Raw genomic sequence first — 25,266 nt, forward strand, 5'->3', positions numbered from 1 at the left:
CTGCAGAACGGGGAGCTGATGAGGGTTGGCGTTGGGTTTTTCCCCGCTGGAAAAACCCCTCGCCAACACCGCTCTGAAGGAACGACTGTGCTCGTGACGCTTTGAAAACAGCTTCAAACGGACATTGGCGCCTAAAAAGGCTGGCTGATTCTACGGTAAAAAAAGCCTCAACGTAAGTTGCTGTATTGAAGTTTGAGGGGTGATCAATCTTAGACAAAGGGCTAACATTGCCCACTGTTTTGCTTTTGCGTGCGTCGTCTATCTATGCCCAATCAGACCATCAAGACCCCCTGCGTCGGCCTCTGTTCCACGGTTTACGGCGATCTGGTATGCCGTGGCTGCAAGCGTTTCCACCATGAAGTGATCAACTGGAATGGTTACAACGAGGAGGAAAAACGCGCGGTCTGGCTGCGTCTTGAGCACCTGCTGGTGCAGGTGATGGCGGCCAAGCTGGAAGTCTTCGATCCGGTGCGCCTGCGCGAGCAACTGGAGCAGCGCAAGATCCGCTTCGTGCCCCATCAGTCCGAGTATTGCTGGGCCTACCAGCTGATTGCCCGTGGCGCGCGGGTGATCAACCAGCTCGATGCCTATGGGATGGTGCTGCTGCCTGAGTTTCGCGACTGGGCCCTGCCGGAGTTGCGCGACGCCATTGATCGGGAATTCTTCCTGCTGTCCGAAGCCCACTACCAGCGCTACATCGCCCCCGGCTTTCTCAAGGATGCCCTCGGCTGAGTGCTCCGCCGCCAAGGCGCCCCCCACGCAAATGCCATTGCAGGAGCTGGCTTGCCAGCGAAGACGGCTGCCAGGGCGGTGCAAGGCTTGCGGGCCTCTTCGCCGGCAAGCCGGCTCCTACGGGGTGAGGTTGATCGGGCTCTGTAGGACTGGCTTGTCGGCGAAAGCGCCGTCATGGACGGCGCAGATTACGCGATGGCGTTGCGGGGAGGGGGCTCAAGCCTTGGCCGCCAGCTCTTCCAGGTGATCCATGATGTCCGCCGGCTTGAGCACCAGCACGTCGCTGTCCAGGGAGTCGAGCACCACTTCGGCGGTGTTGCCGATCAGTGCCCCGGAAATCCCGGTGCGGGCCACGGTGCCGATGATGGTCAGCACGGCGCCAAGCTTGTGGGCCAGGTGGGGAATCAGCACATCGGCCGGGCCTTCCTCGATATGCAGGTGGGCGTCGTCGATGTCGAACTCGGCCTGGAACGCCTTGCACTGCTCGCGATAGCGCGCCTCGATGGTTTCCTTGAGCTGGAACACCGGGTCGGCGGCCGACAGCATCGGCGACGGGTGAGCGCTGATCACATGCAGCTGGGCCTTGGCCAGGCTGGCGATATCGAAGCCGTGGTCGACGATACTGGCGTGCAAGGCCCGGTGCTCGCCGTCCATGTTGCCGACGTCGATGGCGGCCATCACCACTCCGCCGGCCCAGGGCGTGGCGGTCTTGACCAGCAGCACCGGGGTCGGGCAGTAGCGCAGCAGTTTCCAGTCCGCCGGGGTCAGCAGGGCTTTCTTCAGCGGGGCGTCCGGCAGGTGCTGCTTGATCACCAGGCCGCAGCCCTCGGCCTGCTGCACATCGATGATGGTTTCGTGCAGGCTTTCGTTCCAGGCCTGCTCGGTGGTGACGCTGTAGCCTTCGCCGGTGAGGCTGCTCTTGAGTACGCTCAGCAGCGCCGAATGCTCGTGCTTTCTGTCGCAGACCAGCAGGTGCAGGTGGGCCTGGGTGACCCCGGCAATCAGCTTGGCGCGCTTGAGGGCAAGGCTTTCGCCGGGCGTGGGATCGATGACCACCAGGATACTGCGGATGCTTTGCATGATCGGGATCTCCAGGAAGGGATGAACGGTTAGGGTCTGTTCCCGTTTGGCCCAGCAACGCGGCTCGTCACCAAACGGGAACAGACCCTAGCGTGCACAACTATAGTTGCTGGCGCCCGGGCCGGATGTTGATGCATATCAATCGCGGCCGCTGGTGGTCTGCGGCCCGGCCGGTATAATCGCCGGCCTTTCGCTATGAAGCCTTTTGTCCCGTGAGCCTCATGTTAACGATCACTGATAGTGCTGCCTGCCGCTTTGCGGTGGTGGCTGATTGTTCGGAAATGCGCCGATGAACTTTCCTGAAATTCCCGACTTTCTTGGCTGCCGCACGCCCGACGCCTGGGTCCAGGCGGCCCTGGCCGACCAGGAAACCCTGCTGATCGACCACAAGAACTGCGAGTTCAAGGCCGCCAGCACCGCCTTGAGCCTGATCGCCAAGTACCACGCCCATGTCGACCTGATCAACATGATGTCGCGCCTGGCCCGGGAAGAGCTGGTGCACCATGAGCAGGTCCTGCGCCTGATGAAGAAGCGCAAGGTCGAGCTGCGCCAGTTGCATGCCGGGCGCTATGCCTCGGGCCTGCGCAAGGTAGTGCGCAGCCACGAGCCGGTGAAGCTGGTGGACACCCTGGTGGTGGGCGCCTTTATCGAAGCCCGCAGCTGCGAGCGTTTCGAAGCCCTGGTGCCGCACCTGGACGAGGAACTGGGCAAGTTCTACTTCGGCCTGCTCAAAAGCGAGGCCCGGCACTACCAGGGCTACCTGAAGCTGGCCTATCAGTATGGCGACGCCAAGGACATCGCCCAGGTCATCGACCGGGTGCGGGCGGCGGAGCAGGAACTGATCGAGTCGCCGGATCCGGAGTTCCGTTTTCACAGTGGCGTGCCGGCCTGGTGAACGACTGCCCTTGTGTAAAAGCAGGGGCAAATTGTTAAAAACTCTTAAAAGAATGAAATATCGCGCAAAACCGCTGCAAGTCCCGGGTTTTGTGGCTTGCGTTATCCTTTCCTTAACCTCTTGCCCCCTATAATGCGCGCGCACAAATTGTGCGTTCACAGATTGGCAAATATGGAAAACCTGGGTCTTGGCAAGGTGTTGCTGGTGGAAGATGACGAGAAGCTCGCCGGGCTGATCGCGCATTTTCTGTCCCAGCACGGCTTTGAAGTGCTGACGGTCCACCGCGGTGATACCGCCCTGGCGGCATTTCTCGAATTCAAACCGAAACTGGTGGTGCTCGACCTGATGCTGCCCGGCCAGAGCGGCCTGCACGTGTGCCGGGAGATCCGCGCCGTGGCGGACACCCCCATCGTCATCCTCACCGCCAAGGAAGACGACCTGGACCACATTCTCGGCCTGGAATCCGGCGCCGATGACTACGTGATCAAGCCTATAAAACCGGCGGTGCTGCTGGCGCGCCTGCGGGCCCTGCAACGGCGCCAGGTGCCGGAAACCACCACCCTGCGCGGGGCCCTGGCATTCGGCGTGCTGAGCATCGACCGCAACAGCCGCGAGGTGCGCCTGGCGGGCGAGCCGGTGGAACTGACCACCATGGAATTCGAGCTGCTCTGGCTGCTGGCCAGCGCGCCGGGCAAGACCCTGTCCCGGGACGACATCCTCAACCGCATGCGCGGCATCGAGTTTGACGGCCTCAACCGCAGTGTCGACGTCTACATCAGCAAGCTGCGGGGCAAGCTCAAGGACAACCCGCGCGAGCCGGTGTGCATCAAGACCGTGTGGGGCAAGGGCTACCTGTTCAATCCGTTCGCCTGGGAGGTTTGAATGCTGCGTCTGTTTCTGGGGCTCTACCTGTTCCTGGCCCTGGGCTTCGCCGGGGCCATGACCGCGGTGCAACACATCTTCATCAACTACCTGGCCGCCGACCTGATCGAGTCCTACAACCGCGATGCGGTGCGCGGGCCGGCCTACAGCCTGAGCGAACAGTTGCGGCCGTTCGACGAGGCCGGGCGTCAGCAGCAGCTGGAGCAGCTCAAGCCGCACTACGGGCTGCTGCTCAAACTGGTGCAGGCCGACGACCTGGACCTGAGCGTGCGCGAACAGGCCCTGCTGGATTCCAACCAGTTGGTGGTGCGCGAGGAGTTCACCGAATTCATCGGCAGCATCGACGGCGGCAAGCAACTGTTGAGCATCAAGCTGCCGGAAGACCCGCCCCTGACCCTGCTCTACAACATCGCCGCCTATGCCTTGCTCGGCGCGCTGCTGGCCATCGTCCTGTACTTCTGGGTGCGCCCGCACTGGCGCGACCTGGAGCGTCTGCGCCTGGCCGCCGAACGTTTTGGCGACAACGACCTGGGCACCCGGCTGCACCTGTCGCGGCGTTCCAACATCCGCGACCTGGCCCAGCACTTCAACCGCATGGCGGCGCGCATCGAGGGGCTGATCGCCAATCAGCGGGAGTTGACCAACGCGGTGTCCCACGAACTGCGCACGCCCATCGCCCGGCTGTCCTTCGAGCTGGACCAGTTGCAGCAACAGCCAGATCCGGATGAAAACCGCGAGTTGATCGCCGACATGTATGCCGACCTCGGCGAGCTGGAGGAAATGGTCTCCGAACTCCTCAGCTACGCCAGCCTGGAACATGGCGCGGCCACCATCAACCGGGAAAACATCCAGGCCCAGAGCTGGCTCGACAGCGTAGTCGGCAGCGTGGCCCTGGAGGCCGAGGCGGCCGGGGTGCAACTGCTGATCCGTTCCTGCCAGGTGGAGTACGTGCGTATCGAACCGCGCTTCATGGCCCGGGCAGTGATCAACTTGCTGCGCAACGCCATCCGCTACGCCGACCGCCGGGTCGAGGTGTCCCTGGTGCGCCTGGAGCATGGCTACGAAGTGCGGGTCAACGATGATGGTCCCGGGGTGCCGGTGGATGGCCGGGAGAAGATCTTCGAGCCGTTTTCCCGCCTCGACGCCAGCCGTGACCGGCGTACCGGCGGTTTCGGCCTGGGCCTGGCGCTGGTGCGGCGGGTCTCGCAATGGCACGGCGGCAAGGTCGAAGTGGCGGATTCGGAGTGGGGCGGTGCCTCGTTCCGCATGACCTGGGCCCACCTCGACTGAGGTTCGCGCGCAGCCCTGAACCTGCGCAGCAACGCGGCCCGTGATCACGGGCCGCGCGTTCCCTTTCTTAGAAGCTGTACTCAAGTTGAGTGGCGATGCTGGTCTGCATGCGCCGGTCGACGATCGGGCTGTCGCCGGCTTCCTTGCTCAGGTACTTCATCGACAGCAGGGTCGAGACCTTGGTCTGCTCATTGAGGGGCAGCGTCCAGGCCAGGTCGGCACCGCTGCTGACCCGTCCACCCTTGGCCCGGTAGGCGCCGAAGCGGCTGTGGGCCGCCTGGGTGTCGCTCACCCCGTACCAGGTCTGCATGTAGTCGGCGTTGCCGAACAGGCTGTTGAGGCTGGCATCCAGGCTGCCGAAGCGGCCCTGGTAGAGGTTGCTGCCAATGCTCAGTTCCAGTGCGCTGTAGGCCGAGCCGGTGTCGCGGTTGTCGTTCTTCTTCACCGCGTGGGTCAGGGTGGCGCCCAGTTCGAACGGCCCCAGGTCATAGCCCAGGTGCGCGCCGAACTGTGCCCGGGTCTTTATTTCGCCCATGCCCTTGAGGCGCTTGGAGCCCTGGCCCAGGTGGTTCTTGTCGCGCCGTGATTCGCTCGGGCCGACCCAGGTACTGAACGACAGGTCGCCCCATTCGTTGCCCCAGCCCAGGCCCTGGTCGGTATTGAGGAACACGCCCCAGGGGCTGATGATCTCGCCGCCGAGAATCGGCGCCAGGGCGCGTTCGTCACTGCCGCTGTAGCGCGGCACGCTGGCCACCCCGGCGTGCACGCCGTACTTCCAGTCTTCGGCGTGCAGCGTGCCGCAGACCGTGCTCAGGCCCAGGGTGCCGGCCCACAAGGCGGCGGTGGTGGAGTGTTTCAGGGTTTTCATGAAGGGTCAGAACCTCAGGTGGTTGGCGTTATAGGTGCGTTTGAATGAGTAGCCCAGGACGTTCACGCCGTTGACCTGGCGGCGCACGGTGTCGCCCAGGCCCGGGCCGTTGCCGGCGATCACCGCGTGGGCATTGTCCACCGGGGCGAGGATGTAGTCGGTAAGGGGACGGCCTTGCTGCAGGCTGCGGATCATCAGGAAGCCGTCCTCCAGGGCGATGTCCATGCCGTTGATGGGCGGTTCGCCGGGGTCGTCGCTCAGAGCCTGGTAGGTGCCGACCGTGGCCAGCCAGTTGTCCGTCAGGGGCACCGGCTCGATCCGTTCTCCCACCGCCAGCAACTGGCCGTGGCTCTTGGCGGTGAACACCCGATGGCCCTGGACCTGCATCACGTCCAGTTGCAGTTGCCCCAGCGGGCCCAGGTCCTGGGGCCAGAGCCCGAGGCGCTTCTTGCGCACCCGCAGCCAGCCCTGTTCGTCCCGCAGCAGTTCGTAGCGCTCGCCGGCCAGCTCGGCGTACAGGCGCTGGTGCTGGTCGCGGATCCGCAGCACACCCCAGCGGGTGGCATAGAAGCCCGCCAGGTGCCGGCGATCCGCCGCTTGCGGAACCCGACGTTGCTGGGCCTGGGGGGCCGTGGCCGGTTGCGGTGGCGGTGGCGGGGCGCCGTGGGCCTGCAGCAGCATGCGCAGTACCTGGGGCACCAGGGGCTGGGCCAGGGCCTCGCCGCTGTCGGAATTGCTCATCACGATCACCGCCAGCTGCTGCTCGGCCAGCACGCTGATCCGGGCATGAAAGCCCTCGCCGAAACCGCTTTGCTGCCAGGTGCGCATATCTGGCCGGACCCATTCCTCGCCGCAGGGCGACAGGAACCAGCCAAGGCCTACCTGGCAGTCGAAATCCAGCGGGTTGCCGGCGTTCTGCGTGCGCACCATTTCGTCGATGGATGCCGCCGAGAGCAGTTGGCGGTCCTGGTACCGGCCCTGGGCGAACAGCATGCGCACATAGCGGCTCAGGTCCCGCGGGCTGCTCCACAGGCCCTGGGCGGAAAGGTCGCGGACCAGGGCATCGCTGCTGACACCGTCTTCATAGCCTCTTGCCCGGTAGGGCTGGGCGCGGCTGTCCCCGACAAAGCTCGACTGGCTCATGCCCAGTGGGCGCAGCAGGCTCTTCTGCAACTGCTGTTCGAAATCCACGCCGCTGCTGCGCTCCACCGCTGCCCGAGCAGGGCATAACCGAGGTTGGAGTAGGCGGTCTGGGTTCCCGGAGCGTTGCTCAGCCACAGCCCGCTGAGCTTTCCCGGCAGTTCGTCGAGGGCGTTGGGGGTGCGTGCGTCGCGCAGGTATTCGCTGGGAATGCCGCCCTGGTGGCTGAGCAGGCGGCGCAGAGTCACGGCCCGGTCGGCGGCGTTCTGGTCCTCGTGGAAGCGCGAGCGGACGTAGAACTCCCTGAGGGTGTCCTGCAGCGGCGCGTCCAGTTGCAGGCGCCCTTGTTCCACCAGTTGCATCACCGCCGTGGCAGTCAGCAATTGCGACAGGGCACCGGCGCGAAACGCGGTGTTTTCGGTCACTTGCAGGCCCCGGGCCTGGTCGGCGAAGCCAAAGCCCCGGGCCCAGATCAGTTGCTGGCCGTCCACCAGGGCTATGGATAGCCCGGGCACCTGATGTTCGGCCATCTGTTGCGGGATGTACTGCTTCAGGTAGCCGATGATGCTGGCGTAATCGCCGGGCGCGATGGGCGGCGGCGCTGGAGGCTGGCCGTTGCAGCCGAGGTTGCTCAAGAGCAGGCCCACCAGCGGCAGGCCGAGAAGTTTGCGGGACATGCAGCACCCGAGGGCCAATTGGATCAGCGGATGCTAGGGAAGGGGGGCGTGGCAGTCTTTGACAGCTTTGTCGGGAAACTGTCAAAGACTGTTAAGCCCCGGTTGCGCTCAGGCCTCCAGCCCCAGGCGCTGGTGCCACTGGGCAATCGATTCCTCGGGGTATTCGGCGAACTGCAGGTCGTGCGCCCCGGCATCGACCTCGACCCAGGGCGCCCTGGAGTCGAGCATCAGGTGGGTGTGTTGCGGCGGCACCGGCAACGGGGTGTCGATGGCCGAGGCAAAAGGGTGGATCAGCTCCGGCCATTGCGGGCTGAACAGCCACAGCCCGGAGCCGCAGCGCCCGCAGAAGTGCCGTTCGGCGCTGCTGCTGTGGGCCCGGGCGGCACCGGCGGGCTTGAGCCGAGCATGGTAGATGACGATGTGCTTGCGCCCACGTACCTTGAGGCTGGCCGCATCGCCCCCCAGGTTGATGGCGTAGCCGCCACCGCCCTGGGTCTTGCGGCAGATCGAGCAGTAGCAGCGCTGGTAGGGATAGGGATGGCGGCTGGACAGGCTGAAGTGCACGGCGCCGCAATGGCAGGAGCCCTGGAGTTGCATGGGGTACCTCCACGAATCAACGGGTGGATGGCACAGGCTAGCCGCTGTGCGAGCAGCTGTCGTGACACGGTGCTGATGAAATTTTCACATGTGGCCGGCTAAGCTGCGCGCCTCTTTGGGGAGTAACCTGCCACCGCGCCCTGCGGTGGCGCCCGTATCAACATTCTCGGCAACCTGCCGTGGTACGGGCACCGTTTCGGTTGGTGAGACCATCGACATACCTGCGCTGAAGTCGGGCGCGTGGGCATGTCGTGGACTCAAGCCCGACCGGAAGACTCAACGTGAACCCAGCCTCGATCATCTTTCTCGCCTTCGCCATGTCCACCGATGCCTTCGCCGCCGCGGTGGGCAAGGGTTCGGCCATGCTCAAGCCGCGCCTGCTGGAAGCTTTGCGCATCGGCCTGATCTTCGGCGTCATTGAAGCCATCACCCCGGTGGTGGGCTGGTTCATCGGCCAGGCCGCGACTCAATGGGTGGCCAACTGGGACCACTGGATCGCCTTCAGCCTGCTGCTGTTGCTGGGCCTGCACATGATCTACAACGGCACCCGCCAGCAGGCTGAGGCCGAGGAAGAAAAACCGCGCCAGCACGGCTTCTGGCTGCTGGCGGTGACCGGCCTGGCCACCAGCATCGATGCCCTGGCGGTGGGGGTGGGGCTGGCGTTCGTCAACGTCAACATCTGGATCGCGGCCAGCGCCATCGGCCTGGCCACCATGACCATGGTCACCCTGGGAGTGATGCTGGGCCGCGCCATTGGCACGGTGATGGGCCAGCGCGCCGAAGTGCTGGGCGGGGTGGTGCTGATCATCGTCGGCTCGGGAATTCTCTACGAGCACCTGTCGGCTGTGGCTTGACTTCAGTATCGGCGGCGGGGCGGTTCTGCGGGCAATGCGGCCGCGCCTCGGGCCGAGGCGCGGAGCGCTCTGGCGTTACAGCGCCAGGCTGTGGATCACCTGGGTGGCGTCATCGGGGTCGATGGCGCTGCGCATGCCCAGCTGTTTTGCCAGGCGGCGCATGCTGTAGTTGGCGGCGGAATCCACCGAGTACATCTGCTGGAAACCGTTGTTGCGGGCTTCGTCGATCAGGTGCTGCATCAATAGCGCGCCGAGGCCCTTGCCTTGCCACTCATCGGCGATGGTCACGGCGAACTCGCAATGCGAGGGCTGCTCGTCTACCTGGGCGTAGCGGCTGATCCCCACTTCCCGCAGTTCGCCGTTGTCGTGGACCAGGGCCACATAAGCCACCCGCTGCGGCGTGCCGACATCCATCAGTTGATTGAGCAGTTGCTCGCCCACTTCCTTGATCTCACCGAGAAAGCGCTGGTGCCGCGTGGCCGGGGAGAGGTTTTCGATAAAGGCCTTTTCCCGCTCCCGGTCCTGGGGCCGCAGCGGGCGGATCAGCACATGGCTGCCATCGTTCAGGGCGTCGATCCAGTATTGGCCTTGCTGCGCCGGGAACGGCGGGTGGGCGAGGGTATCGAGAGCGGTGCTGGGCATGGTCAAGTCTCCGCGGAGCCAAAGGGCGGGCTGCGCACACAGCCCTGATTGGCTTCAGGTTTACTCCGCTGGCGAGGCGGGCACTTGATCGGCATCAATGTCTCTGCTTGCGCTGCCGGCCAGGGCGATCACCGGTCACGAGCCGTTCAAGCCGCCACCGCTGCTGGCGTACAGGCATTTGGCTATTAATGCTAGCGCCTAATGTTCTTTTTCCTGGCGCGTTGCCGTGAGAGCGCTGATCTACGCTCTCGAACAGCCAAGGGAGGAGTCAGGATATGGAGCATCAACAAGACAAGAATCGTTTGCAGCGGCAGGTTTCCTACATTGCTATCAGTGTTGGTCTGGCGCTTCTGGGCGGCGTTTCGAACGCCGCCCCGGTGTCGATAACCGTATCGCCCGAGGTACCCGCCGATATACCCGGGGGGCATCCCAGGCAACGTTGGCACAGGCTGCGGCCTTCGCCTGGCAGGAGTTCATCGCTCTCAACTGGCCGGCCCTGGGCGGGCAGCGCGATGTGCCCGATATCCGCCAGCCTTTCGGCAGCCAGGGCGTGCCTCTGGTGTGGCATACGTACCGAAGCAAGGTTGAGATCTTTCCGGGCAAGGGCAGTGCCAACGTCGGCCCCCCGGGCTACAAGCCTGATGGCGATCCCAGTTATGGTTATGGCACTGCGCCAACCTATGACTACAGTTTTACCGTGCCTGCCTGCTCTGGCCAGATCGCACCCAAACTGCCGGCCTGGATCAACCTCGACGAAAGCACCCAGATCGGCCTCGACCAGATGTATGCCGGTGTTGTTCCGGCTGCTCCCACCGGAGGCAATTCCAACCCCCAGCTGGTGCGCTTCCTGGCCAAGGCCAATCAGGTGCAATACACCTACGTCGCCGCCAACCAGTTCTGGTACGCCAACCCCGCGCTGGCACAAGCCGCGCGGAACTTCTTCAACGCGGTCAAGCAGACACCTCCGACTTTCCCCAGCGCGCCGCGGGTCAACTTTCCCAGCGGCACCATTGAGGTCAAGTCCGCCTGGCGCCAGCTGGGCCCCGGCGAGGACCCCTCGCGATTCCACAGGCAGACGGTGCGCTTCTATGAGCAACCACCGGGCAAGGGCACCTGCTATTTCGAGGCGCAATGGGCGATGGTGGCGTTGCACATCATCCAGAAGACCCCCACGGCCCCGAGTTTTATCTACGCGACCTTCGAACAGGCCGACAACATCCTGCTGCCCAGTGGCAAGCCGCTTGAGGATGAGAACGGCCGCATCATCAATCCAGCGCCGGGCCCCATGCCGACCAATCCCGGGCTGAGTTACCAGGACGACCCCAACAACCCTCAAGTCAAGGCCCAGGGGGCCTTCTGCAAGCCCGGCAAGCAACTGTATCTGCGCGAGATTGCCAAAGGCGGGACTCCGGCGGGCGGCCCGATCTGCATCAACCAGCGCTATGAGCCGATTGCGGCTGACGTGATTCAGGTCAATCAGGCGGCGCATCAGGCTATCCAGAGCTATAGCCAGGCCAAGAATGTCAAGAATTCGCCCTGGCAGTACTACAAGCTGGTCTCGGTCCAGGCCCAGCCGTTCGACACCACGCAGCTATCGAAAACCGATCCCAGCCACTCTGCCGCGGTGTACTACCAGGCCAATATCATGGTTGAAACGGACTATACCCTGCAGCAATTCAGGGGCCGGATTGCTGCTAACGGTGCTCCGACTTCCTTCCAGGCCGCAGGTGCGCCACCCCCTCCGAACGTGTTCGCCCAATCCGCCGGTTCCGCCGCTGTGCATGGGGTGAACATGGGAGGCTGCATGGGTTGCCATGGCAATGCCCAGGTGGCCGGCTTCGATTTCAGTTTCATCCTCAAAGGCGGCAACGTTCGGGCTCCCGAGACGGCAGGGGCTGAGTCGGCGGCAGCGGCCAGCCAGCGTTATCTGCAATTGTTCACCCCATCTAGCACAGGGAAATAGTCATGGCACTCAACACCTTCAAGGATGTACAGAACCTGCTCGATGCCTTCGTTGCGCAGAACAACCTGCCGATCTCCGGAGCGCCTCACGGGGCCTTCTGGCAGACCTCCTACCAGTCGTTCGTGACCGGTAATGTGCCGGGTATCCAAAACCCGGAAACAGGGCAGGCGGTACCTATCCTGGTCAAAGGCGATGGCGCGCATTCCAACCTGATTTATGCCCTGAGCGGTACCCCGGGCACCCCCTGGGGGCCGGATGGGGATTTTGGCCAGATGCCCCCCGGCGGCCCCTTTCTGCCTCAGGCCCAGATCGACGAACTGAGTGCCTGGATCAGCCAGGGTTGCCCGCAATAGAAGGTTCCTGGCTGGCCGGCATCAGCGTCGCGATCAGCGCCCGCACGCTGCCGGGCAGGGCCTCCAGTTCGCGGACGATGATGCTGCGTTCGCGCACGGCCCAGCTTTCATCCAGCTTCACCGTCACCAGCTGCATGGTGCGGCTGTGCCGCAAGGCCGCGGACTCGGGAATGATGCCGATGCCGACCCCGGCTTCCACCATGCGGCAGATCGCTTCGAAGCTCGACACCTGGATGCGCAGCGAGAGTTGCTTGCCCAGGCGCTCCACGTGCTCGCGCAGGAAGGTCAAGAGGGTGCTGCCTTCATGCAAGCCGATGTGCTGGTAGGCCAGGGTCTGTTCCAGGGTCACTGAAGCCTGCCCCGACAGCGGGTGGCCCACGGGCACCATCAGCACCAGGTGGTCGGTGCTGAAGTGCAGCACCTGCAGGCCGCTGGCTTCCACCGGGCCGGCGATGATGCCCATGTCGCTGGTGCCGTCCAGCACACCGCGAACGATGTCCCGGGACAGGCGCTCCTGCAGGTCCACCGTGACTCCCGGGCGTACCGAGAGAAATTTCGCCAGCACTTCCGGCAAGAATTCGGTGACCGCCGTGGTGTTGGCGAAGATGCGGATGTGCCCGGAGGAATCACCGCCGTACTGGGTGAATTCGCTTTTCAGGTAATCCACCTGGCGCATGATCAGCCGCGCGTGCTGCAGCAGCCGCTCGCCGGCGGGGGTGACTTCCACGCCACGGCTGTCGCGGTACAGCAGGCGGGTTTCGAGCTGGCCTTCCAGGGCCTTGATCCGCGCGCTGGCGGCCGCTGGCGAGAGGAAGGCGCGGCGCGCGCCCTGGGTCAGGCTGGGGGATTCGGCAATATGGATAAACAGGCGCAGGTCCGCCAGATCGAAATGCATGTCCGGGCTCCTGAAGGCAGGGGTAGGGGCGAATGGCGTTCAGCATAAACGAACGCCGGTTTATAGAAATGCAAATTCTCCATACGCGCCAGCCCCTTGCATGATGGCCGCCATCACCTTCGTGCCACAGGACCCTGCCACCATGAGTGCCACCGACCCCAGCGCCTGGATCGGCCGCAGCCAGCGGATCGACGACCACCTCAGCCATAACCTGCTGGCCCGCATCGCCGCCACGTTCGGCCAGCCCGCCCCGGCCCGGGCGAGGCCCTGCCGCCGTTGTGGCACTGGTGTTTCTTCCAGCAGCCACGGCCGGCCTCGGCCCTGGGCGGCGACGGGCATCCGGCGCGGGGCGGTTTCCTGCCGCCGGCGGCCAACCGCAACCGCATGTGGGCCGGTGGCCGCCTGGCGTTTCACCGGCCGCTGCGGGCCGGCGCCGAGGCCAGTTGCACCAGTACCATCCTCCAGGTCGAGGAAAAGGCCGGGCGCACCGGCAAGCTGCTGTTCGTCACCCTGTGCCACGAATATTTTCAGGACGGCCAACTGGCGCTGCGCGAAGAACAGGACATCGTCTACCGCGAAGCGTCCCCGCCGAAAATGAGCAGTGGCGAGCTGCTGCCCGAAGGCGACTGGCGCGAGCCGGTGGAGCCCACGCCGACCCTGCTGTTTCGCTACAGCGCGGTGACCTTCAACGGCCATCGCATCCACTACGACTATCCCTACGTCACCGCCACCGAGGGCTACCCGGGGCTGGTGGTGCACGGCCCGCTGATCGCCACCCTGAGCCTGGGGCCTTCTGCCGGGCCCACCCCGAGGCGCGCCTGCGCCATTTCGCCTACCGCGGCCTGCGGCCCTTGATTGCCCCGCAGCCTTTCGAGGTCGGCGGGCGCATCAGCGCCCCTGGCCACGCCGAACTGTGGGCCGGCGACGGCTCCGGGCTGGCCCAGCGCGGCGAAGTGCAGTTCGACTGAATTCCAACAATAAGCAAAGGCGGAGTGCCGATTGATGACCCCCCATGACACTGAAGAACTCAATGCCATCCGTGAAGGCGTGCGTGCCCTGTGCGCCGAATTCGACGCCGCCTACTGGCGCGGCATCGATGAGCGCAAGGGCTTCCCGGAAGCCTTCGTCAAGGCCCTGACCGAGGCCGGCTGGCTGGCGGCGATGATCCCTGCCGAGTACGGCGGCTCCGGCCTGGGGCTGGCCGAAGCCTCGGTGATCCTCGAAGAGGTGAATCGCTGCGGCGGCAACTCCGGCACCGTGCACGGGCAGATGTACAACATGTTCACCCTGCTGCGCCACGGCAGCCAGGCGCAGAAGCACTACTACCTGCCCAAGCTCGCCAGCGGCGAACTGCGCCTGCAATCGATGGGCGTCACCGAGCCCACCACCGGCACCGACACCACCAAGATCAAGACCACTGCCATCCGCCGCGGCGACAAGTACGTGATCAACGGGCAGAAGGTGTGGATCTCGCGCATTCAGCATTCCGACCTGATGATCCTGCTGGCCCGCACCACGCCACTGGCCGAGGTGCGCAAGAAGTCCGAAGGCATGTCGATCTTCCTGGTGGACCTGCGCCAGGCCATCGGCAACGGCCTGACCGTGCAGCCCATTGCCAACATGGTCAACCACGAGACCAACGAGCTGTTCTTCGACAACCTGGAGCTGCCCGCCGACAGCCTGATCGGCGAGGAGGGCAAGGGCTTCAAGTACATCCTCGACGGCCTCAACGCCGAGCGCACGCTGATCGCCGCCGAGTGCATCGGCGATGGCCGCTGGTTCATCGACAAGGCCAGCGCCTATGCCCGCGACCGGGTGGTGTTCGGCCGGCCCATCGGCCAGAACCAGGGCGTGCAGTTCCCGATTGCCGAGGCCCATATCGAGATCGAGGCCGCCGATCTGATGCGCTGGCGCGCCTGCGAGGAATACGACAGCGGGGGCAACGCCGGGGCCAGCGCCAACATGGCCAAGTACCTGGCGGCCAAGGCTTCCTGGGAGGCGGCCAACGCCTGCCTGCAGACCCACGGCGGCTTCGGCTTTGCCTGCGAGTACGACGTCGAGCGCAAATTCCGCGAGACCCGGCTGTACCAGGTGGCGCCGATCTCCACCAACCTGATCCTGTCCTACGTCGCCGAGCATTTGCTGGAGCTGCCCCGCAGCTTCTAAGGAGCCCCCATGAGCCATACCCACGATCTGGCCGGGTTCCTCGCCGGCCTGCGCTACGCCGACCTGCCGGAAAGCGTCCTGCTGCGCACCCAAGAGCTGTTCCTCGACTGGCTGGGCTCGGCCCTGGCGGCCCAGGGCGCGCACCCGATCCCCTTGTTCGAGGCCTATGCCCGGCACATGGGCCCGGCCAGTGGCCCGGCGCGCATCCTGGTCAATGGGGCCGGCAGCTCGGCGTATTTCGCCGCCCTGGTCAACGCCGCCTCCTCGCACCTGGTGGAGCAGGACGACCTGCACAACAGCTCCGTGCTGCACCCGGCCACCGTGGTGTTCCCGGCGGCGCTGGCGGCGGCCCAGGACCTGGGCAAGTCCGGCCGCGAGCTGCTGCTGGCGGCGGTGGCCGGTTATGAGGCAGGGATCCGCATCGGCGAATTCATGGGCCGTTCCCACTACCGGATCTTCCACACCACGGCCACCGTCGGCACCCTGGCCGCTGCGGTGGCGGTGGGCAAGCTGATGGAATTCGACAGCGAGCAGTTCATCAACCTGCTGGGCAGCGCCGGGACCCAGGCCGCCGGGCTCTGGGAGTTTCTGCGCGACGCCGCCGACTCCAAGCAATTGCACACCGCCAAGGCCGCCGCCGATGGCCTGCTGGCCGCCTACCTGACCCGGGACGGCCTGAGCGGCGCGCGCAATATCCTCGAAGGCGAGCAGGGCATGGCCGCCGGCATGTCCCGGGATGCCGAACCGGCACTGCTCAGTGCCCGCCTGGGCAGCCGCTGGGCGCTGCTGGAAACCTCGTTCAAGTTCCACGCTTCGTGCCGCCACACCCATCCCGCCGCCGATGCCTTGCTTGAGGTGATGCAGCGCGAAGGCCTGGAACACGGGCAGATTGCCCGGGTGCTGACCCGGGTGCACCAGGGCGCCATCGATGTGCTGGGCCGGGTCCAGGTGCCGCAGACCGTGCACCAGGCCAAGTTCTCCATGGGCACCGTGCTCGGCCTGATCGCCGTGCACGGCAAGGCCGGGTTGCCGGAGTTCCAGCGCCATGGGCTGAACGACCCCCGGGTCGCGGCGTTTCGCGACAAGGTCGGCATGCAGCTGGACCCTGAAGTCGATGCGGCCTATCCAGCGCGCTGGCTGGGCCGGGTCGAGGTGCAGTGCGTGGACGGCCGCACCCTGCACGGCGCCATCGATGAGCCCAAGGGTGACCCGGGCAATGGCCTGTCCCGGGCCGAGCTGGAAGACAAGTTCCAGCGCCTGCTGCAGTTCTCCGGCGCCCGCACCCCGGAGCAGGGCAATGCCTTGATCCGCCGGGTCTGGGCCCTGCGGGACGCTGCCGACCTCAACTCACTGCTCTGAATGCCCGACATCGAACAGGGCGAGGACCGAACATGACTGACAACACAGCACAGCCACGGCCCCTGGACGGCATCACCGTGGTCAGCCTGGAACACGCCATTGCCGCGCCGTTCTGCACCCGCCAGCTGGCGGACCTGGGCGCCCGGGTGATCAAGGTCGAGCGCCCCGGCAGCGGCGATTTCGCCCGGGGCTACGACCAGCGGGTCAAGGGCCTGGCCTCGCACTTCGTGTGGACCAACCGCTCCAAGGAAAGCCTGAGCCTGGACCTCAAGCAGCCCGAAGCCGAGGGCCTGCTGGACAGCCTGCTGGCCGGGGCCGACGTGCTGGTGCAGAACCTGGCACCGGGGGCGGCGGCGCGCATGGGGCTGTCGTTCGAGGCGCTGCATGAGCGCTTTCCACGGCTGATCGTCTGCGATATTTCCGGCTACGGCGAAGGCGGCCCCTATGAGCGGAAAAAGGCCTACGACCTGCTGATCCAGAGCGAAGGCGGCTTTGTATCGGTGACCGGCGGCCCCGAACCGGAGCAGATGGCCAAGGCCGGTTGCTCGATCGCCGACATTGCCGCCGGCATGTACGCCTACAGCGGCATTCTTTCGGCCTTGCTGCTGCGTGGGCGCACCGGCCTGGGCAGCCGCATCGACATCAGCATGCTGGAAAGCCTGGTGGAGTGGATGGGCTACCCCCTGTACTACGCCTTCGAAGGCGCCGAACCGCCACCCCGGGCCGGCGCGGCCCATTCCACCATCTACCCCTACGGGCCGTTTCCCGCGGGTGACGGCGGTACGGTGATGCTCGGCCTGCAGAACGAACGGGAATGGGCGGCCTTCTGCGAAAAGGTGCTGGAGCTGCCCGAACTGGTCACGGACGAGCGCTTTGGCGCCAACTTCAAGCGTTCAGCCAACCGCGAGGCGCTGCGCCAGATCATCGTCGAGCGCTTTGCCCGGCTCAGCGTCGCCCAGGTGATCGAACGGCTGGAGCAGGCGCAGATCGCCAACGCCCGGGTCAACGACATGCAGGGCGTGTGGCAGCACCCGCAATTGGCGGCCCGGGACGCCTGGCGCCAGGTGGACAGCCCGGCGGGCCGCCTGCCGGCGCTGTTGCCACCTGCGCGCAACAGCGCCTATGCGCCGCGCATGGACGCAGTCCCGGCGCTGGGCCAGCACAGCGCAGCGATACTCGCCGAGCTGGGCCTGAGCCCGCAAGGCATCGAGCAACTGCAGGCCCGTGGAGTCATCTGAACCCCAACCTCGCCGTAGGAGCTGGCTTGCCAGCGAAGAGGCCCCTGAGATCGCCTTCGCCGGCAAGCCGGCTCCTACGGAGGGCAGGACACACCAGGCTCTTATCGTAGGAGCTGGCTTGCCAGCGAAGGGGCCCCTGAGATCGCCTTCGCCGGCAAGCCGGCTCCTACGGAGGGCAGGACACACCAGGCTCTTATCGTAGGAGCTGGCTTGCCAGCGAAGGGGCCCCTGAGATCGCCTTCGCCGGCAAGCCGGCTCCTACGGAGGGCAGGACACACCAGGCTCTTGCCGTAGGGGCCGGGCAGCAAGCCTGGCCGCCATTGGTCTTCCAATAACAAGGATCCGAACATGTCCAACCCCATTGTCCGCTCCGCGCTGTTCGTCCCCGGCAGCCGCCCCGAGCGTTTCGCCAAGGCCCTGGCCTGTGGCGCCGATGCGGTGATCGTCGATTTCGAGGACGCCGTCGAGGAACCCCTCAAGGTGCAGGCGCGAGAGCACCTGGGGCGCTTCCTGCTGGCGCAGCCCCAGGTGCGGGCCTGGGTGCGAATCAACGCACCCGAGCACCCCCAGCACCTGGCCGACCTGGCGTTCTGCCAGGCCCATGCCGGTGTGGTGGGCATTCTCCTGCCGAAAGTCGAGAGCGCAGCCCAAGTGGCGCGGGTGGCCGCCAGCGGCCGCCTGGTCTGGCCGATCATCGAAAGTGCCCGGGGCTTGCTGGCCCTGGGCGAGATCGCCAGCGCCCCCGGGGTCCAGCGCCTGTCGTTCGGCGGCCTGGACTTGGCCCTGGACCTCAACCTCAGCAGCGGCTCGGCGGCGGCCCAGTTCGCCCTGGACCAGGCGCGACTGGCGCTGATCCTGCACTCCCGGGCGGCGGGGCTGCAGGCGCCGCTGGACGGGGTGTTTCCCGGCATCGCCGACAGCCAGGGCCTGGCCGCCTCGGTCCGCCACGCCTACGCCATGGGCTTTGCCGGTGCGCTGTGCATCCACCCGGCCCAGGTGCCGGTGATCCACCAGGCCCTGGCGCCCAGCGCCGAGGAATTGGCCTGGGCCCAACGGGTGGTGGAAGGCGGGCGCGAGGGTGCCGGGGCCTACCAGGTGGATGGGCAGATGGTCGATGCCCCGGTGCTGCTGCGGGCCCAGCGCTTGCTGGCGATGGCCTGAGCCTGCGCCCGGGCCGCGGCGCAGGTAGAATGGCGCGGTCTTTTTGTCGAGGTGGCACCATGCACGGCTCAGCCCCATTCACCTGCGGTAGCGTCCGATGAGCAGCCTGGAGCGGGCCATCGCGCTGGCCGCCCAGGCCCATGCCGGGCAAGTCGACAAGGGCGGTGCGCCCTACATCCTGCATCCCTTGCGCGTGATGCTGCGCCTGACACACCCCGAGGCGCGGATTGTCGCGGTGCTGCACGATGTCCTGGAAGACTGCCCCATCACCCCGGAGCAGTTGCGGGGCGAGGGCTTCAGCGAAGAGGTGCTGGCGGCGCTGCTGGCGCTGACCAAGGTTGCAGGCGAGGACTACCCGGCGTTCATTCGCCGCGCAGGCGCGAACCCCCTGGCGCGGCAAGTGAAGCTGGCGGATCTGGCGGAAAACAGCGACCTGTCGCGCATCCCCGAACCGGGTGCCGAAGACCTGCGGCGCCTGAAGAAGTACCGCCAGGCCACGGACTACCTGAACTCACTGGCGCGCGACTGAGCTCGTGATACCCGCGCCCAGCAGCGGCTCAGGCCTGGTCGTCGTCGCTGAGCTCGCCGGCAAACCCCCAATCGCTGCCGTCGATTTCCTGGATCACGATGTGGATATGCTCGGGCTTCTTGCCCAGTACCCGCACCAGGGATTCGGTGAATTCCTTGACCAGTTGGGCCTTCTGCTGGCGCGTGGCGCCCTTGGTGATCTGCAGGTTGATATAGGGCATGGATCGACACTCCAGGTGATGGCGCATGGACGGGCGGCAGGGCAGCCTACGACAGCCGCTGCCCTCCTGCCAGCCAGGGGCCTTGGTGCGTCAGTTGCTGTAGCTGGACAGCGCCACTTCGGCGGTGCGTGCCGGTGGCTTGCGCCCACGGGTGCGCCAGTGCTCGATCAGCGCCCGGCCATGGGCCAGGCCGGCCTGCAGCGCGGCTTCAGTGCTGGCGTAGTCATTGCCGTAGGGCGGGCAGGCGAAGTGCACGGAAAAGCACGGGTGCTGGCCGTGGCCGGTGAGGCGGCCGACGTAGCTGTAGCTGGAACCGGACTGATGGGGATCAAGGCTGGGAGAGCTCGGTTCACGAATGATCATCACGTAGATGTCGTGGTCGAATTGGGTGTCTTGATACCAACTGCTTGAAGAATCCATGGTCCACCTCCTTGTCCGTGAGCCTTCGCCGTGGCCGGCGTCGGCATTGTGTTCTGTGCGGGTCTAGCGGTTTGCGGGTGACGCCTGGGGGGCGTCGTGCAGCCCGGCGGGGTGGCGGAACACCCCCTCGGGCAGCCGTTTTTCCAGGGCCCGTGCGGCCCTCAGTACCAGGGCGTCGCGGCCGAAGCGGGCGACGATCTGCAGGCCGATGGGCAGGCCCGCCTCGCTCAGGGCGCAAGGCAGGCTCAACGCTGGCTGGCGGCTGAAATTGAACGGGAAGGTGGTGGGCTGCCACATGGCGCTGATCTGTTCCGGCCAGTCCGGCGGCAGCAGGCGTTCCACGGCGAAGGGTTCGACCACCGCGGCAGGGGTCAGCAGCAGGTCGTACTCACCCAGGAAACCGTGAAGCTTGTGCGCCACCTGATGGCGCTCTTGCACCGCACAGGCGTAGTCCAGGGCATTGAGCTGGCGCGCGCGGACCTGGGCCTGCTGGAGAAAGTCCCCCACCAGATGGCGGTCCTCGGCGGGTATTTCCTGGGCCACGGCGCAGGCCACTTCCACCGGCCAGGCCCGCAGGTAGTTCGGCGCCGGGTTGCCGATGTCCGGCGAGGCCAGGACCAGGGTGGCGCCGGCTTCCTGCAACAGCCTGGCAGCGTTCAGGCAGGCTGCGGCGATCTGCGGGTCGACATGGGCGGCGTAGCCCAGGTCGGCGCTGAAGGCGATGCGCAGGCCGGCGACGCCGTCCTCGATGGAACTGAGGAAATCCCTGGGCCCATGGGGCCAGGCAAAGGGCTCGCCGGGCTCGTGCACGGCCATGAGCTCCATCAACAGGGCAATGTCGCGCACGTGGCGGGCAATCGGGCCTTCGGCGGCCATGCCGCCCGGGTCGATGCTCGGGCAGGCGGACACCAGGCCATGGCTGGGCTTGAACCCGACCACGCCGCAAAAGCTCGACGGGGTACGGATCGAACCGGCGGCATCGTTGCCTGTCGCGGCCGGGGCATAACCGGCTGCGACCCCCGCAGTACTGCCGCCACTGCTGCCACCGGCATGCAGGGCCAGGTTCCACGGGTTGCGGGTGATGCCGGTCAACGGGCTGTCGGTCAGGGGCGTGCTGCCCAGTTCCGGCAGGGTGGTCTTGGCGATGAAGATCGCCCCGGCTTCACGCAGGCGTGCCACCAGGCTGGAGTCCCGGGTCATGGCCGGGCGGTTGGCCAGGGCCCGGGAACCACTGCGGGTCTGCCAGCCCTGTACGTCGTTGTTGTCCTTGACCAGGATCGGAATGCCATCCAGCCGGCCCATGGGTTGCCCGGCGGCCCAGCGCGCGGTGGACGCCTGGGCAGCGCGCAGCGAGGCCGGGTCCTGGCGTTCGCAGAGGGCGTTGAGCTGTGGCTCGTGGCGCTCGATCTGCGCCAGCACGGCCTGCAGCACGTCCACCGGGGTGAACTGCAAGGTGGCGAAACCCTGCAGCAGCGCCTCGATCGACAGGTGCGGCAGGGCCGCTTGGCTGGAAGTGGGCAACGGCATATTCGGCTCTTTGTTCAAGCACGCCGGGCGCGGGCTGCGCCACGGCGTGGAAAGGCGGCATGGACGCCGTTGGCGGCGTCCTGGCGGGCCTTCGCAGTGAATGACTCAGCGGCCACTGGTGACCTTGACCCAGGTCCGGGTCCGGGTGCGCTCGGCCTTGGCCGGCAGCGGGGCCAGGGGGTAGAGGCGGGTCATGGTCTCGGCGCTGGGGAACAGGTCCGGGTTGTCCAGCAGCGACTGCTGGATGAACGGCTTGGAATCGGTCACGCCGTTGGGGTAGCCGACGTAGTTGCTGATGGAGGCAATGACCTTGGGTTCCATCAGGTAATTGAGGAAGGCGTGGGCGGTGTCCACGTGCTTGGCGCCGGCGGGGATGGCCACGGTGTCGATCCACACCAGGGTGCCTTCCTTGGGAATGCGCATTTCGATGTGCACGCCGTTCTTGGCTTCGTTGGCGCGGTTGGCCGCCTGCAGGAAGCCGCCGGAGTAGCCCACGGCCACACAGATGTTGCCGTTGGCGATATCGCCCATCCACTTGGCGCTATGGAAGTAGCGCACGTAGGGACGCAGCTTGAGCAGCATGGCCTCGGCCTTGCGGTAGTCCTCGGGGTTCTGGCTGTTGGGGTCCAGGCCCAGGTAGTGCAGGGCCAGGGGCAGCATTTCGGTGGGCGAGTCGAGGAAGGTCACGCCGCACTGGCTGAGCTTCTTCAGGTTCTCTTCCTTGAACACCAGGTCCCAGCTGTTGACCGGCGCGTCGCTGCCCAGCAATTCCTGGACCTTGTCGCGGTTGTAGCCGATCAGGTTGGTGCCCCACATGTAGGGAATCACGTAGCGGTTGCCCGGGTCGCTCTGCTCCAGCAGCTTCATCACGGCCGGGTCGAGGTTCTTCCAGTTCGGCAACTGCCCGCGGTCCAGGGGCTGGAAGGCGCCGGCGCTGATCTGCTTGCTGACGAAACCGCTGGAGGGCACCACCACGTCATAGCCGCTGTTGCCGGTCAGCAGCTTGGCTTCGAGCACTTCGTTGCTTTCGAAGATGTCGTACTTGACCTTGATCCCGCTCTGGGCCTGGAAATCCTTGATGGTGTTGGGAGCGATGTACTCCGACCAGTTGAAGATGTTCACCGTGCGCTCGGGGCGGCCTGGGCGGTGACAGAGGCGGCCAGGGCCAGGGCACCGAGGGTGCAGGCCGTGGCGAGGCGGGAGAGGGCGGTGTGCAACGATTTCATATGACAACTCCATGTCCGAAATGAGCGGAACCATCCGTGGCGGACATTTTTCGTCGGATAGGTCGCAGAGAGAATGCTTGCAACGGTCAATAGGGGATATTTAGCGTCAATCTTCGGCGCAGTCCGAGAGCGGCCCGAGCTGGCCGGCCAGCTGGCGGAAGCGCCCGGGAGCGACGCCGCTCCAGCGTTGGAAGGCGTGGCGGAAACTTGCGGTTTCCTTGAAGCCCAGGGCTTCGGCGATGCGGTAGATGGGCAGGCTGTGCTGGCCCAGCAACTGCTGGGCGCGGGCGTAGCGCAACTCGTCCAGCAACTGCTGATAGCTGGTGTCCTGGGCTCGCAGGCGCCGGCGCAGGGTGCTGGGGGAGCAGTGCACCTGGCGCGCCAGGCTGTCGAAATCCGGCACCGCGTGCAGCTGTTCATTGAGGATGCGCCGCACCTGGTCGATCCAGGTCGGCCGCGCGCTGAGCTCCTCGTTGAGGCGGATGCAGCGTTGCAGCATGTCGTTCTGGGTCACCAGGTCCGCCAGGGGCAGGCGCCGGTCCAGCCACTCCAGGTCGAAGCCGATGGCATTGCGCCCGGCATTGAACTGCACCGGGCAATTGAAGGCCTGCTCGTAGCTGTCCATATAGGGCTGGGGGCCATGCATCAGTTGCACCTGGCGCAGGGGCAGGGAGCAACCCAGCAGGTCCTGGCAGGTGACCCGGTAGGACGACATGCAGAAATCGGTGTTGAACACCTCAAGTTCGCTTTCGCTGTACTGGTCGGCGGTGAGCCAGGCCAGGCCGTCGCGGACCTCAAGGTCGAGGCGGAAGAAGGTGCCCAGCAGCAAGGGGTAGCGCAGCGCCAGGGACCAGCCTTCGCGCAGGGTGGCGCTGGTCAGCAGGGTCAGGCCGAACATGCCGTAGGCGGAAATGTGCAGGTTGCGCCCCAGCACCAGCCCCAGGTCCTGGCGAAACTGCACGGCGTTGCTGAACACGCGCATTTCCTGGCTGATATTGATCAGACTGTTGGGCAGCTCCAGGTCCGCCAGCTGGATGCCGCTGCCCTCCAGCAGCACCTGGGCGGGTACGTCGCTGTCACGGAAGGCGTCCAGCACCGCTTGGGTGGTATGCAGGGTGGTCAAGCGAAGGGCGGTCATCGACGATCTCAGAGTGATATCGGGAGGCGTGACTTTAGGGGTTACGCGCCCGCGGTTCAATTGCCCCTTGCAGGCGCTGGCGGGGGCGGCGCAGGGCTCGGGGGCCCTTTCGCCGGCAAGCCGGCTCCTACGGGGTGGTGGGCGGCGCCGATTGCGCAGGCACTGCCCGTTGCAGGAGCTGGCTTGCCAGCGAAGGCGCTGGCGGGGGCGGCGCAGGGCTCGGGGGCCTTTCGCCGGCAAGCCGGCTCCTACATGGGGCGGGGCGTTCGGCGGGGGTGAACGCGGGTATCAAAAATTCGAAATTCTCTATACGCCATGCCTTAGGCACTCTTCCCTCAATCACAACAATAAAAAGGTGAAGTCCATGTTCAAGCTCTCAAGAGCGCTGTTCTGTGCCGCCGCATTGCTCGCTGCCGGGGTGGCCCAGGCCGCCGAATCCACCGGCAACCCGATCATCATCAAGTTCGCCCACGTGGTGGCCGAGAACACCCCCAAGGGCCAGGGCGCGCTGCTGTTCAAGAAGCTCGCCGAGGAGCGCCTGCCGGGGCAGGTCAAGGTCGAGGTCTACCCCAACTCGTCGCTGTTCGGCGATGGCAAGGAAATGGAGGCGCTGCTGCTGGGGGATGTGCAGATGCTGGCGCCGTCCCTGGCCAAATTCGAGCAGTACACGAAAAAGATCCAGATCTACGACCTGCCGTTCCTGTTCGACGACCTGGCGGCGGTGGACCGCTTCCAGGCCGCCGAGGGCAAGCAGTTGCTGACCTCGATGCAGGGCAAGGGCATTCTCGGCCTGGCCTACTGGCACAACGGCCTGAAGCAGTTGTCGGCCAACAAGCCCCTGCACGAACCCAAGGACGCCCGTGGCCTGAAGTTCCGCGTGCAGGCCTCCAGCGTGCTCGAAGAGCAGTTCAAGGCGATGCGCGCCAACCCGCGCAAGATGAGTTTCGCCGAGGTCTACCAGGGCCTGCAGACCGGCACCGTCAACGGCACCGAGAACACCTGGTCGAACTATGAAAGCCAGAAGGTCAACGAGGTGCAGAAGTACTTCACCGAGTCCAACCACGGCCTGATCGACTACATGGTGATCACCAACGCGAGCTTCTGGAACGGCCTGCCGGCGGACGTGCGCGGCGAGCTGGAAACCATCATGGCCGAGGTCTCGGTAGAGGTGAACAAACAGGCCGAGGCCCTGAACCAGAGCGCCAGGCAGAAGATCGTCGAGGCCAGGACCAGCGAAATCATCGAACTGACCCCGAGCAGCGCCAGGCCTGGCGCGACACCATGCGCCCGGTGTGGAGCAAGTTCGAGGACGAGATCGGCGCCGACCTGATCAAGGCCGCCGACGCCGCCAACCAGCGCCACTGATACGCCCTCCCGGCCGTCCGCGGCGGACGGCCACTGCCCGTTTCGCGAG

At 65.7% G+C, this 25,266-nt stretch carries 21 protein-coding genes, 4 pseudogenes and 1 riboswitch; of the genes and pseudogenes, 14 read left to right on the top strand and 11 right to left on the bottom strand.

Annotated elements, in window-relative coordinates; genetic code table 11:
- The first annotated feature begins 264 nt into the window (after window positions 1-264).
- On the top strand, window positions 265-732 hold the full coding sequence (locus KI242_RS14050) for a DUF1289 domain-containing protein (RefSeq protein WP_011060930.1): 468 nt from the start codon (window positions 265-267) through the stop codon (window positions 730-732).
- 216 nt (window positions 733-948) lie between these two features.
- Here the strand turns inward: KI242_RS14050 and KI242_RS14055 are convergent, their stop codons facing one another.
- Window positions 949-1,812, bottom strand: a complete 864-nt coding sequence (locus tag KI242_RS14055; protein WP_047336557.1) for a universal stress protein — start codon at window positions 1,810-1,812, stop codon at window positions 949-951.
- A gap of 289 nt (window positions 1,813-2,101) precedes the next feature.
- Between KI242_RS14055 and miaE the strand changes: the two genes are divergently transcribed.
- The 3 genes from miaE (at window position 2,102) to KI242_RS14070 (ending at window position 4,879) form a co-directional block, all read left to right on the top strand.
- Window positions 2,102-2,707, top strand: coding sequence for a tRNA isopentenyl-2-thiomethyl-A-37 hydroxylase MiaE (miaE, locus tag KI242_RS14060; RefSeq protein WP_011060932.1), 606 nt, complete (start codon window positions 2,102-2,104; stop codon window positions 2,705-2,707).
- A gap of 171 nt (window positions 2,708-2,878) precedes the next feature.
- Window positions 2,879-3,589, top strand: a complete 711-nt coding sequence (locus tag KI242_RS14065; RefSeq protein ID WP_011060933.1) for a winged helix-turn-helix domain-containing protein — start codon at window positions 2,879-2,881, stop codon at window positions 3,587-3,589.
- Entirely contained in the window at window positions 3,590-4,879 is a 1,290-nt protein-coding gene (locus tag KI242_RS14070; protein ID WP_011060934.1) for an ATP-binding protein, read from the top strand.
- A 67-nt stretch (window positions 4,880-4,946) separates the two neighbouring features.
- On the opposite strand, the gene KI242_RS14075 is transcribed toward KI242_RS14070, so the two are convergent.
- The 3 genes and pseudogenes from KI242_RS14075 to KI242_RS14085 form a co-directional block, all read right to left on the bottom strand.
- Window positions 4,947-5,747 (bottom strand): MipA/OmpV family protein, encoded by an 801-nt coding sequence (locus KI242_RS14075; RefSeq protein ID WP_019093779.1) that lies wholly within the window; start codon window positions 5,745-5,747, stop codon window positions 4,947-4,949.
- A 6-nt stretch (window positions 5,748-5,753) separates the two neighbouring features.
- Window positions 5,754-7,564: pseudogene (locus tag KI242_RS14080) on the bottom strand (serine hydrolase domain-containing protein).
- 108 nt (window positions 7,565-7,672) lie between these two features.
- Window positions 7,673-8,161, bottom strand: coding sequence for a GFA family protein (locus KI242_RS14085; protein ID WP_011060937.1), 489 nt, complete (start codon window positions 8,159-8,161; stop codon window positions 7,673-7,675).
- A 110-nt stretch (window positions 8,162-8,271) separates the two neighbouring features.
- Window positions 8,272-8,437, top strand: a riboswitch (yybP-ykoY riboswitch).
- A 5-nt stretch (window positions 8,438-8,442) separates the two neighbouring features.
- Here KI242_RS14085 and mntP point away from each other — a divergent pair.
- Complete coding sequence (gene mntP, locus KI242_RS14090) at window positions 8,443-9,015, top strand: manganese efflux pump MntP (RefSeq protein WP_212806274.1); 573 nt, start codon at window positions 8,443-8,445, stop codon at window positions 9,013-9,015.
- A gap of 75 nt (window positions 9,016-9,090) precedes the next feature.
- Here mntP and KI242_RS14095 read toward each other — a convergent pair whose 3' ends face one another.
- Entirely contained in the window at window positions 9,091-9,657 is a 567-nt protein-coding gene (locus KI242_RS14095; RefSeq protein WP_011060939.1) for a GNAT family N-acetyltransferase, read from the bottom strand.
- A 226-nt stretch (window positions 9,658-9,883) separates the two neighbouring features.
- Here KI242_RS14095 and KI242_RS14100 point away from each other — a divergent pair, with 226 nt between their 5' ends.
- The gene (locus KI242_RS14100; protein ID WP_244868198.1) at window positions 9,884-11,620 is read left to right on the top strand and encodes a hypothetical protein; all 1,737 of its coding nucleotides are present in this window, start codon (window positions 9,884-9,886) and stop codon (window positions 11,618-11,620) included.
- A 2-nt stretch (window positions 11,621-11,622) separates the two neighbouring features.
- A complete protein-coding gene (locus KI242_RS14105; RefSeq protein WP_011060941.1) occupies window positions 11,623-11,973 on the top strand; it encodes a hypothetical protein in 351 nt (116 codons plus the stop codon).
- On the opposite strand, the gene KI242_RS14110 is transcribed toward KI242_RS14105, so the two are convergent.
- Window positions 11,951-12,868, bottom strand: coding sequence for a LysR family transcriptional regulator (locus tag KI242_RS14110; RefSeq protein WP_011060942.1), 918 nt, complete (start codon window positions 12,866-12,868; stop codon window positions 11,951-11,953). The two genes, KI242_RS14105 and KI242_RS14110, sit on opposite strands and share 23 nt — an antisense overlap.
- A gap of 142 nt (window positions 12,869-13,010) precedes the next feature.
- Between KI242_RS14110 and KI242_RS14115 the strand changes: the two are divergent.
- The 6 genes and pseudogenes from KI242_RS14115 (at window position 13,011) to KI242_RS14140 (ending at window position 19,321) form a co-directional block, all read left to right on the top strand.
- Window positions 13,011-13,836: pseudogene (locus KI242_RS14115) on the top strand (MaoC family dehydratase N-terminal domain-containing protein).
- A 34-nt stretch (window positions 13,837-13,870) separates the two neighbouring features.
- Window positions 13,871-15,034, top strand: coding sequence for an acyl-CoA dehydrogenase family protein (locus tag KI242_RS14120; RefSeq protein ID WP_015635352.1), 1,164 nt, complete (start codon window positions 13,871-13,873; stop codon window positions 15,032-15,034).
- Between the two features lie 9 nt (window positions 15,035-15,043).
- Complete coding sequence (locus KI242_RS14125; protein ID WP_015635353.1) at window positions 15,044-16,393, top strand: MmgE/PrpD family protein; 1,350 nt, start codon at window positions 15,044-15,046, stop codon at window positions 16,391-16,393.
- 32 nt (window positions 16,394-16,425) lie between these two features.
- A complete protein-coding gene (locus KI242_RS14130; protein WP_053158015.1) occupies window positions 16,426-17,631 on the top strand; it encodes a CaiB/BaiF CoA-transferase family protein in 1,206 nt (401 codons plus the stop codon).
- A gap of 348 nt (window positions 17,632-17,979) precedes the next feature.
- Entirely contained in the window at window positions 17,980-18,792 is an 813-nt protein-coding gene (locus KI242_RS14135) for a CoA ester lyase (RefSeq protein WP_011060947.1), read from the top strand.
- A gap of 97 nt (window positions 18,793-18,889) precedes the next feature.
- Entirely contained in the window at window positions 18,890-19,321 is a 432-nt protein-coding gene (locus tag KI242_RS14140) for an HD domain-containing protein (RefSeq protein WP_015635356.1), read from the top strand.
- Window positions 19,322-19,349: 28 nt separating this feature from the next.
- Here the strand turns inward: KI242_RS14140 and KI242_RS14145 are convergent, their stop codons facing one another.
- The 5 genes and pseudogenes from KI242_RS14145 to KI242_RS14165 form a co-directional block, all read right to left on the bottom strand.
- The gene (locus KI242_RS14145; protein ID WP_015635357.1) at window positions 19,350-19,541 is read right to left on the bottom strand and encodes a 2-hydroxymuconate tautomerase family protein; all 192 of its coding nucleotides are present in this window, start codon (window positions 19,539-19,541) and stop codon (window positions 19,350-19,352) included.
- A gap of 90 nt (window positions 19,542-19,631) precedes the next feature.
- Window positions 19,632-19,961 (bottom strand): hypothetical protein, encoded by a 330-nt coding sequence (locus tag KI242_RS14150; protein WP_011060950.1) that lies wholly within the window; start codon window positions 19,959-19,961, stop codon window positions 19,632-19,634.
- Window positions 19,962-20,024: 63 nt separating this feature from the next.
- Window positions 20,025-21,488 (bottom strand): amidase family protein, encoded by a 1,464-nt coding sequence (locus tag KI242_RS14155; protein WP_015635358.1) that lies wholly within the window; start codon window positions 21,486-21,488, stop codon window positions 20,025-20,027.
- Between the two features lie 105 nt (window positions 21,489-21,593).
- Window positions 21,594-22,714, bottom strand: a pseudogene (locus tag KI242_RS14160) (polyamine ABC transporter substrate-binding protein).
- Window positions 22,715-22,820: 106 nt separating this feature from the next.
- Entirely contained in the window at window positions 22,821-23,852 is a 1,032-nt protein-coding gene (locus KI242_RS14165) for an AraC family transcriptional regulator (protein WP_036996300.1), read from the bottom strand.
- Between the two features lie 364 nt (window positions 23,853-24,216).
- Between KI242_RS14165 and KI242_RS14170 the strand changes: the two are divergent.
- A pseudogene (locus KI242_RS14170) lies at window positions 24,217-25,217 on the top strand (TRAP transporter substrate-binding protein).
- Window positions 25,218-25,266: the final 49 nt, after the last annotated feature.

Origin of the sequence: Pseudomonas sp. Eqa60 (genome assembly GCF_018326405.1) — a bacterium.
Taxonomy (GTDB): domain Bacteria; phylum Pseudomonadota; class Gammaproteobacteria; order Pseudomonadales; family Pseudomonadaceae; genus Aquipseudomonas; species Aquipseudomonas protegens.

Coding starts and splice junctions, on each gene's coding strand:
- KI242_RS14050 (WP_011060930.1), top strand. CDS start 265: ATGCCCAATCAGACCATCAAGACCCCCTGCGTCGGCCTCTGTTCCACG.
- KI242_RS14055 (WP_047336557.1), bottom strand. CDS start 1,812: ATGCAAAGCATCCGCAGTATCCTGGTGGTCATCGATCCCACGCCCGGC.
- miaE (WP_011060932.1), top strand. CDS start 2,102: ATGAACTTTCCTGAAATTCCCGACTTTCTTGGCTGCCGCACGCCCGAC.
- KI242_RS14065 (WP_011060933.1), top strand. CDS start 2,879: ATGGAAAACCTGGGTCTTGGCAAGGTGTTGCTGGTGGAAGATGACGAG.
- KI242_RS14070 (WP_011060934.1), top strand. CDS start 3,590: ATGCTGCGTCTGTTTCTGGGGCTCTACCTGTTCCTGGCCCTGGGCTTC.
- KI242_RS14075 (WP_019093779.1), bottom strand. CDS start 5,747: ATGAAAACCCTGAAACACTCCACCACCGCCGCCTTGTGGGCCGGCACC.
- KI242_RS14085 (WP_011060937.1), bottom strand. CDS start 8,161: ATGCAACTCCAGGGCTCCTGCCATTGCGGCGCCGTGCACTTCAGCCTG.
- KI242_RS14095 (WP_011060939.1), bottom strand. CDS start 9,657: ATGCCCAGCACCGCTCTCGATACCCTCGCCCACCCGCCGTTCCCGGCG.
- KI242_RS14105 (WP_011060941.1), top strand. CDS start 11,623: ATGGCACTCAACACCTTCAAGGATGTACAGAACCTGCTCGATGCCTTC.
- KI242_RS14110 (WP_011060942.1), bottom strand. CDS start 12,868: ATGCATTTCGATCTGGCGGACCTGCGCCTGTTTATCCATATTGCCGAA.
- KI242_RS14120 (WP_015635352.1), top strand. CDS start 13,871: ATGACCCCCCATGACACTGAAGAACTCAATGCCATCCGTGAAGGCGTG.
- KI242_RS14125 (WP_015635353.1), top strand. CDS start 15,044: ATGAGCCATACCCACGATCTGGCCGGGTTCCTCGCCGGCCTGCGCTAC.
- KI242_RS14130 (WP_053158015.1), top strand. CDS start 16,426: ATGACTGACAACACAGCACAGCCACGGCCCCTGGACGGCATCACCGTG.
- KI242_RS14135 (WP_011060947.1), top strand. CDS start 17,980: ATGTCCAACCCCATTGTCCGCTCCGCGCTGTTCGTCCCCGGCAGCCGC.
- KI242_RS14140 (WP_015635356.1), top strand. CDS start 18,890: ATGAGCAGCCTGGAGCGGGCCATCGCGCTGGCCGCCCAGGCCCATGCC.
- KI242_RS14145 (WP_015635357.1), bottom strand. CDS start 19,541: ATGCCCTATATCAACCTGCAGATCACCAAGGGCGCCACGCGCCAGCAG.
- KI242_RS14150 (WP_011060950.1), bottom strand. CDS start 19,961: ATGGATTCTTCAAGCAGTTGGTATCAAGACACCCAATTCGACCACGAC.
- KI242_RS14155 (WP_015635358.1), bottom strand. CDS start 21,488: ATGCCGTTGCCCACTTCCAGCCAAGCGGCCCTGCCGCACCTGTCGATC.
- KI242_RS14165 (WP_036996300.1), bottom strand. CDS start 23,852: ATGACCGCCCTTCGCTTGACCACCCTGCATACCACCCAAGCGGTGCTG.